Raw genomic sequence first — 13,419 nt, 5'->3', positions numbered from 1 at the left:
GACAAATGAACAGACGCAGATTAACCCAAGCAGAGCGCAAACAGGAAACACGGCAATTGCTCATTGACGCAGCCATTGAGACCTTTGCTCAGTTAGGCTTCCACGGGGCTTCCGTTGATAAAATCGCAGACCAAGCTGGTTTTACCAAAGGAGCTGTTTATGCTCATTTTCAGTCCAAAGAAGATCTCTTTCTCGCTATTTTGGAAGGTCAGATGCAATTACATGTGTCCAATATCCATCACGTAATTGATCACCAGCCATCATTATCGCATTTTATCGAAGCCATGGACGCCTATTTTATGTCCGTTCAGCAACAAAATCGTACGTGGAGCATGCTAAACCTGGAATTCTTGCTTTATGCCATGCGCGAAGAGTCTGTCCGAAAGCGATGGTCGAACATGATCATAGAGTCCGTACAGCATCTATCCAAGGCGATACGAACATTGATGCCAAAAGATAGTGGCTCTACTCTATCTGCGGATGAAATGGCATGGACGATTCTTGCTTTAGAGAATGGGATGACCATCTTTTATTACATGAGTGGCGACCAGGTACCCCTTTCTTTATACGGAAAAGCTTTGCAAAACATGCTATCGTCAAAATAGCGAGTGCCTCATGCTAGATCGATTCTGACTGGGTAGCCCGTCGCATCATGATTCGATTGACTCTCTCAGAACCATAAAGCATGAACGCAATGTAGAAAGCTATAAAAAACGGTAAAATTGAAACTGTCGTCTGAGCAGCAAGCCACCCCAGCAACGGAGGCAAAAGTGTGGCACCCGTGTACGCAACCGCCATCTGATAGCCCATCAGCTTTTGTGTTTGCTCTTTCCCAAAGCGTTCAGGGGTATCATGCAGCATACAGGGATAAATCGGTGCGAAGCCTAACCCGAGTAATAGAAAACCGATTAACGAACAGTAGGTTGGTAATGGCAAAATCAACAGCGCTGCCCCAGCGAATGATACGAGAAGTCCACTGCGAATCAGGACGCGGTTGTTCACTTTGAAGGTTACAAAGCCCGTGATCAATCGCCCCACGGTAATGCCACCGTAATACATGGCTACCCACTCCGCCGCTACAGCCGCAGGTAGCTCTTTTACATTTACCAAAAAGCTGCTCCCCCATAATCCCACCGATGCTTCAGCCCCACAATAGAAGAGAAAGGTCAACAAAGTCAGCTTGACGCCTTTTGTCCGCAAAGGTTGTTCGCTCTGCCCACGAAACGGCTGACCCTGTGACTCTTTGATAGTATGGCTCTGCATGTTCTCCATTCGTTTCCACAAAGGAAGTGTAAACGCTAGAAGTACGACTAACGCAAATTGAATGAGCGAAATGGTCAGGTATCCATTCCGCCATAAACCATGATCGCTCATAAAGCCCGACATAATAATGGGGCCAAGCGTAGCACCCACACCCCAGAAACAATGCAGCCAGCTCATATGATGGGCTTGATAATGCGTGGCGACATAATGATTGAGTGCAGCATCCACAGAGCCAGCTCCTAGTCCCAGAGGCAATGCCAATACCATCAACCATAAAATCGAAGGGGCAAAAGAAAATCCAAGCAAGGCTACCGCCGTCATCAAACAACTGATCAGCGTGATCCGTCCTGTTCCCAAACGTTTTAATAATGCACCGCTCATCAAGCTAGATACAATCGTTCCAGACGCAATCGCAATGTTGATCACACCTGCCATACCAAATGCCGCACCATATTCTGCTTGCATGACCGGCCAAGCTGCCCCCAGTAACGAATCAGGAAGACCCAAGCTGATAAACGACAAATAAATCATGATCAAAAAGAATGTTGCCACTATCCCCAGCCCCCTGCTCGTTATTACATTCTTACTGTGAGTCTATTCAGCAATTTCTCTCCCTCTGTTTTGAACCGCTTGTTCTTTTCGAGAAATTCGTTCACTTCATTTAATTGGGCTGGTCGGTAGCCTGGTCCACCACAACCACAGGAATGATAGGTAAACCCATGCTGATAGAGGATTTCAACCTTTTTCCACTGCTTCACATCAGCTTGCTTCGGAGCCTTGAAATCATGCCCCATATCCTTCATTTCCTCACCACATTGCGGACAACGATGCTTGATCTTGTTCCATTCTTCCTCCGTCAACTCATACTTGGAGGTTTGCTTGAACACTTTTCGGCAAGGGAAACAGGCGTATATTTGTTTATACGGACCATACATCCCATATCGACACATGATGATCAACCCCTATCCGATATTGCTAGGTATCCCCTTTTTTGACGAGCGTACTACCGATGAAGTCAAAGCTCAAAGGCGCCCCCTTTTTGTCAGGCTGCCACCCCAGCCTGATCGCCTCTTCAATGATAGCCGCAACGTCAGCTGGCTTTATCGCTCTCATGTCCAAATGCTGCACATGTGGAAACTCCGCCCAAAAGTCATTCACATCTGATTTTACATACACGCGAATCAATTGCCCTATGCCTTCATTGTGCTGAATCGTCAACGCGAGCAGACCCTTCGCTGCTGGGCTAATAACCCAACGATATCGCTGCTCTCCTACCGTTATACCCCGCGTTCCTTTTTTGGGTAAGGCCATAGCTACCTCCTCATTGCGAGTAAATGTTTATCAGTTCTGCCAAATACGTTTTTATGCCGTTCACTATTTCGGGTGAATGCTGCACATTCACTTCTTTCCCCAACCCAATCAAAAACTTTGCAAAAAATAAGATGTCACTTCTCGCTACATTTCCTTCCAACCAACCACTTCCATCCTGCCGCACATGCAGCATGGATGCAAGCCAAAGTTCAGCCTCACAAGCCTGCACACCTACAATAGTCAGCTCGGCAAATAAGGCGACCGTGTCCTGATCCTCAACTGTTTTGATCTGTCGATTTTCCAAGTGAATGTCTCGAAGGTCCAACGGCTTCGTTGCCGAGTGTTCGGCGGAATGGATACGGTCACAACGAAACACGCGAATATCTTGATTTTGATAGCAATAAGCCGGGCTGTACCATAAACCGTTTTTTGTATAAATCCCAATCGGCTGCATCTCCCGCTTGGATGGTTGTCCACGCGTTTCATAAGTGATAAGGAGTACTTTTTGTTGGACGGCAGCATCCAGCAATATGGATAAATGCGGAGAGCTGGCTTGCCGCTTCGGGGTCACAAAATCAACACGGCGTTTCATCTGATCAATGCGATCGCGAATATCCGGCGGCATGAACTGATAAAATTTGTTCAGCGCCGAAGAGGATACTGTCTCAAATGGCAGCGAGGTATGGTGTCGAAGTGCATGGATCGCGAAAAAGATGGCGACCGCTTCCTCCTCTGAGAATGCAATAGGCGGCAAAATCCTTTCCTTTAAAACATGGTATCCGCCATGCGGTCCAACCTCAGAGTACAAAGGTACCCCTAACTCACTCAGCTCTTGCAGGTCCCTTAGGATCGTGCGCCCTGAAACGCCAAATTCGTCAGCGAGCTCACTCACAGTAAACTTTCGCTTCCAGTTGACAGTCATCATCATTTCCAGCAGTCTTTTTGATTTTGGCATGGCATAACTCTCCAAAAGTTTTTATTATGACAATTCCTGTCACTATTATCTGTTATTGTGTAGGAGAAGTCGAGTTGGACATGATGCTGATTATTAATAAGGAGGAATTGCTGTATGCTTCAGCCACAAGAAAAAGGGACGATTACGAGAAAATTTTTCCAATCAGGTAACGTAAAACTATCTTACCTCGATTTTGGCGGGGAAAGTCAAAGAGTTTTACTCCTGCTGCATGGTCATATGAATGATGCACGAACGTTTACAGAGTTTGCTTCCAGACTCACAGATTGGCGCGTAATTGGATTGGATCAACGAGGCCACGGCTGGAGTGAGCATGCCCCAGATACGGATTATTCACGTGAAGGTTACCTCAACGACATTCTCGCCTTTGTTAAAACCGTTTTGGATGGAGCACCTGTTACGATCGTTGGGCATTCTTTAGGAGGCGTCAACGCTTATCAATTTGCAGCCCGTTATCCTGAGCTTGTGGACGCAGTCATTGTGGAAGATATCGGGGCAGAAATTAAGGCCGACTTATCCTTTGCAGAAAAACTCCCACATCGCTCCCCTTCTTTACACGATCTAAGGAATTCACTTGAAGCACTCGGCATTGGGGCCGTCGATTATTTTTCGGAAAGCGTGTTCGAGGATGAGCAAGGCTGGGGATTCCGTTCTGATTTAAAAGGCATGCCTATTTCCCAACGACACATTAACGGGGAATGGTGGAGTGACTGGCTTGCGTCTTCTTGCCCAATCTTGCTGATTCATGGCAAAAAAAGCTTTGTCTTGGATGAAAATCAAGCCGAACGCATGGTTACTCAAAGGCCAAACACAAAGCTTGCAAGTTTTGCTGAGTGCGGGCATGATATCCATTCTACAGACCCTGACGGATACTATAGAACAGTAAGAAGCTTTCTTGACGAGTTGAAATAATAGCTGATGCACGCAATAAAGAAAAACAAGCCACGATAACCCCGCGGCTTGTTCCTTCTTTTCTTTCTTTACAATTCCAGCGTATGTTTCTCCAAGAAGTTCGTAGCAAAATTTCCTGAGACAAAGTCAGGGTGCTCCAGCAGCTTCTCATGGAAGGGAACCGTCGTATGCACGCCCTCGATGACAAACTCACCTAGCGCCCGCTTCATACGAGCCAATGCTTCGTTGCGATCGGTTCCCCAAACGATCAGCTTGGCGACCATCGAATCATAGAAGGGAGAAATTTCGTAGCCGGGATAAACCGCACTGTCCACGCGCACACCGTAACCGCCAGGCGGCAAGTAATTGATGACCTTGCCTGGTGATGGCATAAAGTTTTTCGCAGGATTCTCCGCATTAATTCGGCACTCGATCGCCCATCCGTTGATTTTCACGTCTTCTTGTGAGAAGGATAACGGATTGCCTGCTGCAACAGATATTTGTTCTTTGATCAAGTCGATTCCTGTGATCATCTCTGTCACGGGATGCTCTACCTGAATCCGTGTATTCATTTCCATGAAGTAAAATTGGCCATGCTTGTCGAGCAAAAATTCAACAGTACCCGCTCCGTGGTACGAAACCGCTTTGGCTGCCGCCACCGCAGCTTGCCCCATTTGCTCGCGCAGCGCTTGGTCTAGCGCAGGAGATGGCGCTTCTTCTACCAGCTTTTGATGACGACGCTGAATGGAGCAATCCCGCTCTCCCAAGTACACAACGTTGCCGTGCTTGTCGCCCATGATTTGAATCTCCACATGCCGTGGCTCTTCCACGTATTTTTCCAAGTACACGCCAGCGTTACCGAATGCCGTCTCCGCTTCTTTCTGGGCTTGCCGAATCGCCTTGGACAACTCATCGGGGTCAAAAGCGACACGCATGCCTCTGCCGCCGCCACCAGCCGTTGCTTTTACGATGACAGGATAGCCGATTTTCTCCGCCACCTGCAATGCCTCATCGATGTCATCAATCAAGCCGTCTGTGCCCGGAACCAATGGAACATTCGCTTGACTCATCGTTGCTTTTGCTACGGCTTTGTCGCCCATTTTTGTGATCGCTTCAGGATCGGGACCGATAAAGGTAATCGAGCAATCTTGGCAAAGCTGGGCAAACGAAGCGTTTTCCGCCAAGAAGCCATAGCCCGGATGGATAGCGTCTGCCTTCGTGTAAAGAGCGACCGTCATAATCCGTGCCATGTTCAAATAGCTGTCCTTGGACGCTGTAGGTCCGATGCAATACGCTTCATCCGCCAATTCTACGTGCAATGCTTCCCGATCCGCCTCAGAAAAGACAGCGACTGTACGTATCCCTAGTTCCTGACAAGCGCGAATAATGCGGACAGCGATTTCGCCGCGATTGGCAATCAATACTTTCGTAAACATAGGCGCACTCCTTCCTACTAAGTTTTGACAACGAGCAATGCTTTTCCGTAATCGACAAACTGACCATCCACGACGAGAATTTCCGTGATGATGCCGCTAACGGGGGTCGTAATGTCGGCAGAAAGCTGAAGAGCATCTGCCGTGCAGCACCCAACTTTTTCACCTACTTGAACAGTCTGCCCTACTGTCACTTCCGCATGAAACAGTCCTACTCCCGGAGACATGACTTGCTGTGTCACTTCCTTGGGTACCTCAGCAACGACATCGACGGACTCAGTAGTGGCGGCTGCTTCCTGATAGCCATGCTCGACTTCTCCCACCTGTACAGGCGCATTCACAGCCACGACTTCGACTGGTGCGCTTTTCTTGATCACGATGCGGGTCTTGCCCTTCTCCCATTCCAGCTCCTCAATGGAAGACTGATTCACCAGCTTGATGAATTCACGCAGTTCATGCAGCTTCATAGCACAATCAGAGCTCCTTTCTTTCGTGTAAGAAAGCTTAAGTACACCGTGTCAAAGCGACTTTGCTTAAGCTTTCTGGAGCGGAAAAAAACTTTCCGCTAAAACGCGGTCGCTCAACCATGAGAAGACCTCGAAAATAGTTTTTTTATAATGGGATGTTCCCGTGCTTTTTGTACGGACGATCTTCCTGTTTGTTTCTGAGCATTTCCAAGGCTTGCGCCACCTTTTGGCGGGTTTCGCGCGGGTCGATGACGTCATCCACCATGCCGAGACTTGCCGCGACATATGGATTGGCGAACTTTTCTCGGTAGAGGGCAATTTTCTCTGCGCGAGTCGCAGCCGGGTCCTCACTTTGTTCAATTTCCTTTGCAAAAATGACGTTGGCAGCCCCCTCAGGACCCATAACGGCAATTTCTGCATTCGGCCAAGCATACACGATATCTGCACCAATGGATTTGGAGTTGAGCGCCACATAAGCGCCTCCGTAAGCTTTGCGCAGAATCACGGTAATTTTGGGAACCGTTGCTTCTGAGTATGCATACAAGATTTTCGCCCCATGACGGATAATCCCTCCGTGCTCCTGATTGATCCCCGGGAAAAAGCCAGAGACATCTTCAAAGGTTAAGAGCGGAATGTTGAAGCAGTCGCAAAAACGGATGAACCGTGCCAGCTTATCCGATGAATGAATGTCCAGTCCGCCTGCCATGACCTTCGGCTGGTTGGCGATAATGCCGACACTGTGTCCATCGATACGTGCCAGACCGATCACGATATTGCGGGCAAAGTTCGGCTGTACTTCCATGAAATCACCGTGATCCACGATTTTTTCGATGACCTTGCGCACATCGTATACTTTCGTGCTTTCAGCAGGTACCAGCTCCAAGAGCTCCTCTTGCCAACCATGAATCTCCTCTGCTTTTATCACAGGTGCGCGATCACGATTGTTTTGTGGCAGGAAGCTGAGCAGCCTGCGCACTCCTTCCAATACTTCCTGTTCGGTCTCTGCCGTAAAATGGGCATTGCCGCTCACCGTGGAATGGACTTTAGCTCCGCCTAGATCCTCCGCGGATATTTTTTCACCTGTAACGGTTTCGATTACTTTTGGACCTGTGATGAACATTTGGCTCGTCTTCTCTACCATGAATACGAAATCCGTAATCGCTGGAGAGTAAACCGCCCCTCCCGCACACGGCCCGAGGATGACAGAGATTTGCGGAATCACACCGGAGTAAATGGCATTGCGGTAAAAAATTGTACCGTAGCCATCCAGCGAGCTTACCCCTTCTTGAATGCGTGCGCCGCCAGAGTCGTTCAGACCGATAAAGGGAGCGCCGTTTTTCGCTGCCAAGTCCATCACCTTGGCGATTTTCATCGCGTGCATCTCACCCAGAGCACCACCAAACACCGTGAAATCCTGCGCGAACAAATAGACAGGGCGACCATTGATTTTTCCGTAGCCCGTCACTACACCTTCGCCCGGTGCCTCCATCTGGTCGAGACCAAAATGTGTAGCACGATGCTCAACAAACGGGTTCAGCTCCATAAAGGTGTCTGGGTCAAGCAGTAGCTCGATCCGCTCGCGTGCAGTCAACTTGCCGCGATTATGCTGCGCATCGATTCGAGCATCTCCTCCACCAAGCTGGATTTTATATTTGCGTTCCATCAATTCATCAATTTTTTCGTACATATTATTGCTCATAAGGGCCACCATCTCTCTATTCCTTTTTCATGATCGCATTCTCATAGATCGCCACTAGTTGCTGTACGGCGCTCGTCGGTGAAATCTCGCCACTCGCAACGGCTCCTTCAATGACGGGAAGCAGCTCGGCTACTTGCTGGTTGCCGAAAAAGGTTGCGAGCAAGTAGTCCTGAGCCATACTGTGCATCCAATCGAGTAGCTGCGCTTTGCGCCTTGCCTCGAAGCCACCTGATTGGATGGTGGTTTCACGAAATTGACCGATGACCTCCCAAATATCTTCAATGCCTTCCCCTGTCAGCGAAGAACACATGTATGCCTTCGTCTCCCAGCCAGTGGTTGCCGGCTGCAAGTAATGCAGAACACGATTGTATTCACCTTTGGCGATCAAGGCACGCGTGCGATTTTCCCCATCGGCTTTGTTGATCAGTAGCGCATCCGCAATTTCCATGATGCCTTTTTTGATTCCTTGCAGTTCATCGCCCGCCCCTGTCAGCATCAGCAGTAAAAAGAAATCGACCATAGACCTGACTGTCGTCTCACTCTGTCCGACCCCGACCGTCTCGACCAAAATCACATCATAGCCTGCTGCCTCGCAAATCAGCATCGTTTCCCGGGTCTTCCGATTGACCCCGCCTAGCGTGCCGCCCGTGGCAGACGGTCGGATGAACGCCTGTGGATTGCGTGACAACAGCTCCATCCGCGTCTTGTCGCCGAGAATGCTCCCGCGAGTAACGGTACTGCTCGGATCAACGGCCAAAACAGCGACACGATGACCTTTTTCACAAAGCATACTGCCAAATGCTTCAATGAACGTGCTCTTGCCCGCGCCTGGCACACCGGATATTCCTATGCGTACGGATTGACCTGTATGAGGAAGCAGCTGTTTAATCACCTCTTGAGCCATATCCATATGAGCGGGAGCATTGCTCTCAACCAGCGTGATTGCCTGCGCCAAAACCGTTCGGTTATTATCTCGTACGCCTGTGACGTATTGATCCACCGTTAAGCGTGGGAGACGTGCCTTGGAGGAAACGTTCAAGAAATTCTTGTCAGTCTTGCCCACGGTCATTGTCCAGCAGCCTCCAGGCGATACACGATCTCTTGCAGAACGTGCTGGGCTGCTACAGGAATGACGGTTCCCGGCCCAAAGATAGCTGCGGCACCATGCTCTCGCAAAAAGGCGTAATCCTGCGCCGGTATAACACCACCTATGACGACGACAATATCCTCGCGCCCCAGCTTCTTGAGCTCTTCGACCAGTTGTGGCAGCAATGTTTTATGTCCTGCCGCAAGCGAGCTGAAGCCGATGACGTGCACGTCATTTTCTATCGCCTGTTTCGCTGTTTCCTCAGGTGTCTGGAACAACGGACCGATATCGACGTCAAAGCCTAAATCCGCAAAAGCAGTAGCAATCACTTTCGCGCCCCTGTCATGTCCGTCTTGACCCATTTTCGCGATCATTATACGGGGACGTCTGCCTTCCCACTGCTCGAATTCGTCTGCCATCTTGCGCACAGCCGCTACCTCATCGGCATCTGCGTATTCGGAACTGTAGACACCGCTAATGGAGCGAATGACTGCCTTGTGTCTACCCACAACCTTTTCATAGGCATCCGATATTTCGCCCAAAGAAGCTCTTGCTCGCGCCGCTTCAATGGCCAGCTCCAACAGATTGCCTTCGCCCGTTTTCGCGCATTCCGTAATGGCTTGAAGAGTTGCTTGCACTCTTGCCTCATCTCGGTTATTGCGCAGCTCCTGCAAACGTCTGATTTGCGCTTCCCGGACCGCTGTATTGTCGACTTCGAGAATTTCCAGCGGATCTTCTTTGTCCAGACGGTATTTGTTCACGCCAATTATGGCTTCCTTCGCCGAATCGATATGTGCCTGACGGCGTGCAGCCGCTTCCTCGATCTTCATTTTCGGCAATCCCGTCTCAATTGCTTTTGCCATACCGCCAAGTGCTTCGATTTCGTCGATGTGCGCCCACGCTTTTTCCACGAGCTGCGCAGTCAAGGACTCGACATAATAGGAGCCTGCCCACGGATCGACAACCTTGGTTATCTCTGTTTCGTCCTGCAAAAACAACTGTGTATTTCGCGCGATCCGTGCCGAAAAGTCTGTCGGCAACGCAATCGCTTCATCCAGTGCGTTCGTATGCAGAGATTGGGTATGTCCCAGAGCCGCGGCCATGGCTTCAATGCACGTCCGCACCACGTTGTTATACGGGTCCTGCTCCGTCAAACTCCATCCAGAAGTTTGTGAGTGTGTCCGCAGTGCCATCGACTTTTCGTTTTTCGGATGAAACTGCTTGATCAGATTGGCCCAAATTAAGCGGCCTGCACGCATTTTTGCTACTTCCATGAAGTAGTTCATGCCAATCGCCCAGAAAAATGACAGTCGTGGCGCAAACGCATCGATGTCGATGCCTGCTGCAAGGCCAGTACGAACGTATTCCAAGCCATCTGCCAACGTGTAGGCCAATTCAATATCCGCGGTCGCACCCGCTTCTTGCAGGTGGTAGCCTGAAATACTGATGCTGTTGAATTTGGGCATGTGCTTGGAGGTGTAGGCAAAAATGTCGGAAATGATCTTCATCGACGCTTCTGGCGGATAAATGTAAGTATTCCGAACCATGTATTCCTTCAAAATGTCATTCTGGATCGTACCAGTAAGCTCCGACTGTGATACTCCTTGCTCTTCTGCTGCCACGATATAGAACGCCATGATAGGCAAAACCGCTCCGTTCATCGTCATCGAGACGGACATTTTATCGAGGGGGATGCCGTCGAACAAGATTTTCATATCGAGAATGGAGTCAACTGCCACGCCTGCTTTCCCGACATCACCGACTACCCGGGGATGATCCGAGTCATAGCCGCGATGCGTCGCGAGGTCGAAGGCAATCGACAGCCCTTTTTGTCCCGCAGCCAAATTCCGTCGGTAAAAAGCGTTACTCTCTTCCGCCGTAGAGAATCCAGCATATTGGCGAACCGTCCATGGCTGAGTCACGTACATCGTCGGATACGGTCCGCGCGTATACGGTGGCAAACCAGGCATGTAGCCGAGGTGATCCATGCCCTCCACATCTTCCATGGTGTAAAGAGGTTTTACAGGGATTTGCTCCAGCGTCTGCCACATTTGCTCCTTTCCTTGTGGGTTTGCACCCAGTTGGGGAAACAAATCAGATACATCTCGTTTGGACTGATAAGCCATTTTTGAAAAATCAGGTCGCTTCATTATGAGCTCACTCCTATCCGCTCCTGAAGTTCTCGCAGCATCTCATAGCAATTGGAACGCATGTGGATGCACTCATCTACACCGGCCATCTTATAAGTAGCCAGCTGCTCCGCGTCAGGCAAGCCAGCCAACAGAACCGTCATCTGAGGTACACGCTGCTTGATTGCTTGAGCCAAAGGTGGAACCTGCTCTGGATAACTCGCATCGTCCGAACAAATGACCGTGATCAACGCACCCGATGCCACCGCAGCTTCAACCGCCTCTACAGTGGTAGAAAAAGCTTGCTGACGCAATACGTCAAAGCCGCCAACCGCAAAAAACTCTGATGCGAAATCTGCCCGGGCCTTATGCTTTGCCACTGGACCCATCGTCGCCAAGAACACGGTCGGTCTTTTGCCTATTGTTTTTAAGAAATCATCTGCCTGTATCCGCAAGGCTTCGAAGCGTTCGGATGCCCGGTGAATACGAAGTGGCTGGATGATTGTCTCCACCGAATCTTCACGCCTCATAGCTTTGGAAATATCGCCCACAGTCGCCCCATGAAGGACTGCTTTTATTGCACGTGCCACGAGCTCATCAGTATGTTTCGCCAACTCATCTAGCGCTGCGGAGACGAGAGTCGCGTTTTGTTTCAGCCGAAGGGATCGTGCTTCCGCTGCTCGCTCTTCGTGAATGCTCGGAAGACTCTCGGCCTGCAGTGGCTGCTCAGCCGTATTGGCATACATGTTGGTTCCAACCAAACGCTTTTTACGCGTATCGATGCTCGCTGCTTTTTGATCCGCGACCTGGGCGATCAAGTCTTGTGGGAAGCCTGCTTCTAATGCGCTCAGCATGCCTCCGTGCTCTTCTACCTTCTGGAACAGCTCCCATGCTTTTTTCGCTAATGCATCTGTGAGCCATTCTACGTACCAAGAACCTCCCGCAGGGTCGATCACTTTTGCCAAATGCGCTTCTTCTTGCAAAATGATTTGCGTATTTCTGGCAATTCTTCTTGAAAACTCATTGGCAGGGCGTATCGCTTCGTCAAATGTGGATACATGCAGACTGTCTGCTCCGCCAATAACGGCTGAGAACGCTTCTGTCGTGGAACGCAGCATGTTGACATACGGATCGTAAATCGTCTTCGTCCAGGCCGAAGTTCTGGTGTGAATCGTCATCTTTTGAGTTTCTGTTGACCCGCCGTAGGCCGCCACGATGTTTGACCAGAGCATTCTTGCAGCACGCAACTTCGCGATTTCCATGAAGACGTCTGAGCCAATCGAATACGAGAACTGCATCCGTGGTGCGATATCCTCTATGGAAAGCCCCCGCTCAAGCATCGCTTGCAAATAGTCGACCCCTGTGGCCAGTGAAAAAGCCAGTTCTGTTACTGCGTTTCCGCCGCCGTCCTGATAAGGATTGCTTTGAACCAGGATCGTTTTCAGTGCAGGCGCATGATCTTTTGCCCATTTCGTCATGCTTGCCATGGCGTGATAAGCTGTCTGCAAGGAACAAAGGAGCTTTCCCTCTGTGAGCAGAACCGCTACAGGGTCTGGCCCGATGCAGCCGCGAAGTTCGGAGAATTGCTGGCCTGTCGCTTCAACATGTGCCAGAATGAGCGAAAGAATGGGCAAGCCAAGCGCTCCCGTGTTCACGTAAAGAGGCACCTCTGAAAGCTTCACCCCTTGAAACGCCTGCTCTACATCCTCTCGGCAAAAAACAGATACGCCTTTGTGACCAATCGTATCTGGCAATGCTTCGTCAGGATCAAGTCCAGCCAATGTCGCTTGATCCACCAGCAGATGCAGCATCGTTTGCCCGCGTTCCAAATCGCCTACGGCTGCCTGATTGAACCCCTGGGCATTCGCTGCGATGATTTCCTGACAAACATGCCATTTGTGTTCCTTTTGTTCGCCAGGCTGCTGATTCCCTCTATGAAAAGGCGCCTCTCCTGGTAGCGCTTCCAGATGCGGCAATGTTTTGACATCTTCGTACCGATAGATCGGCTGGCGAATAATCCCCTCGTACGAATGCGTCAGTAGCTTGGCATCAAAAGATGCACCCTTTAGCGATTTCTCTGCCGCTTCCCGCCATTGCTCGTACGTGGGAACGGAGAATTCCTTGAACCATGTATGTTTGCTCACTCTTCCAGTCCTCCCCTTAAAA

General features: G+C 49.9%; 12 protein-coding genes. 2 read left to right on the top strand and 10 right to left on the bottom strand.

The genetic code is table 11. The features are described from left to right. Window positions 1-5: 5 nt before the first annotated feature. Window positions 6-605 (top strand): TetR/AcrR family transcriptional regulator, encoded by a 600-nt coding sequence (locus tag ACKKE8_RS14990; protein ID WP_409178830.1) that lies wholly within the window; start codon window positions 6-8, stop codon window positions 603-605. Between the two features lie 13 nt (window positions 606-618). Here the strand turns inward: ACKKE8_RS14990 and ACKKE8_RS14985 are convergent, their stop codons facing one another. Genes ACKKE8_RS14985 through ACKKE8_RS14970 form a run of 4 tightly spaced genes read right to left on the bottom strand, consistent with a single transcriptional unit; the run spans window position 619 to window position 3,529 of the window. Continuing rightward, window positions 619-1,815, bottom strand: a complete 1,197-nt coding sequence (locus ACKKE8_RS14985) for an MFS transporter (RefSeq protein WP_409178829.1) — start codon at window positions 1,813-1,815, stop codon at window positions 619-621. A gap of 23 nt (window positions 1,816-1,838) precedes the next feature. Then, a complete protein-coding gene (locus ACKKE8_RS14980) occupies window positions 1,839-2,213 on the bottom strand; it encodes a hypothetical protein (protein ID WP_409178828.1) in 375 nt (124 codons plus the stop codon). A gap of 25 nt (window positions 2,214-2,238) precedes the next feature. Continuing rightward, a complete protein-coding gene (locus ACKKE8_RS14975; RefSeq protein WP_409178827.1) occupies window positions 2,239-2,574 on the bottom strand; it encodes a hypothetical protein in 336 nt (111 codons plus the stop codon). A gap of 10 nt (window positions 2,575-2,584) precedes the next feature. Next, on the bottom strand, window positions 2,585-3,529 hold the full coding sequence (locus tag ACKKE8_RS14970; protein WP_409178826.1) for a helix-turn-helix transcriptional regulator: 945 nt from the start codon (window positions 3,527-3,529) through the stop codon (window positions 2,585-2,587). 114 nt (window positions 3,530-3,643) lie between these two features. On the opposite strand from ACKKE8_RS14970, the gene ACKKE8_RS14965 reads away from it, so the two are divergent. Next, window positions 3,644-4,459 (top strand): alpha/beta fold hydrolase, encoded by an 816-nt coding sequence (locus ACKKE8_RS14965; RefSeq protein ID WP_409178825.1) that lies wholly within the window; start codon window positions 3,644-3,646, stop codon window positions 4,457-4,459. A 68-nt stretch (window positions 4,460-4,527) separates the two neighbouring features. On the opposite strand, the gene accC is transcribed toward ACKKE8_RS14965, so the two are convergent. The 6 genes from accC to ACKKE8_RS14935 form a co-directional block, all read right to left on the bottom strand. Then, the gene (gene accC, locus ACKKE8_RS14960) at window positions 4,528-5,874 is read right to left on the bottom strand and encodes an acetyl-CoA carboxylase biotin carboxylase subunit (RefSeq protein ID WP_409178824.1); all 1,347 of its coding nucleotides are present in this window, start codon (window positions 5,872-5,874) and stop codon (window positions 4,528-4,530) included. A 17-nt stretch (window positions 5,875-5,891) separates the two neighbouring features. Further along, entirely contained in the window at window positions 5,892-6,338 is a 447-nt protein-coding gene (locus ACKKE8_RS14955; protein WP_409178823.1) for an acetyl-CoA carboxylase biotin carboxyl carrier protein, read from the bottom strand. A gap of 145 nt (window positions 6,339-6,483) precedes the next feature. Continuing rightward, a complete protein-coding gene (locus tag ACKKE8_RS14950; RefSeq protein WP_409178822.1) occupies window positions 6,484-8,049 on the bottom strand; it encodes an acyl-CoA carboxylase subunit beta in 1,566 nt (521 codons plus the stop codon). A gap of 4 nt (window positions 8,050-8,053) precedes the next feature. Next, complete coding sequence (meaB, locus tag ACKKE8_RS14945) at window positions 8,054-9,106, bottom strand: methylmalonyl Co-A mutase-associated GTPase MeaB (protein ID WP_409178821.1); 1,053 nt, start codon at window positions 9,104-9,106, stop codon at window positions 8,054-8,056. Then, the gene (gene scpA, locus ACKKE8_RS14940) at window positions 9,103-11,274 is read right to left on the bottom strand and encodes a methylmalonyl-CoA mutase (RefSeq protein WP_409178820.1); all 2,172 of its coding nucleotides are present in this window, start codon (window positions 11,272-11,274) and stop codon (window positions 9,103-9,105) included. Before scpA ends, meaB begins: the two co-directional genes overlap by 4 nt. After that, on the bottom strand, window positions 11,274-13,397 hold the full coding sequence (locus ACKKE8_RS14935; protein ID WP_409178819.1) for a methylmalonyl-CoA mutase family protein: 2,124 nt from the start codon (window positions 13,395-13,397) through the stop codon (window positions 11,274-11,276). Before ACKKE8_RS14935 ends, scpA begins: the two co-directional genes overlap by 1 nt. Between the last annotated feature and the right edge of the window lie 22 nt (window positions 13,398-13,419).

Source organism: Brevibacillus fortis (genome assembly GCF_046196545.1).
Classification (GTDB): domain Bacteria; phylum Bacillota; class Bacilli; order Brevibacillales; family Brevibacillaceae; genus Brevibacillus; species Brevibacillus fortis_A.
Note: the sequence above shows the minus strand (reverse complement) of the source record. Positions and strands in the feature narration are given on the sequence as shown.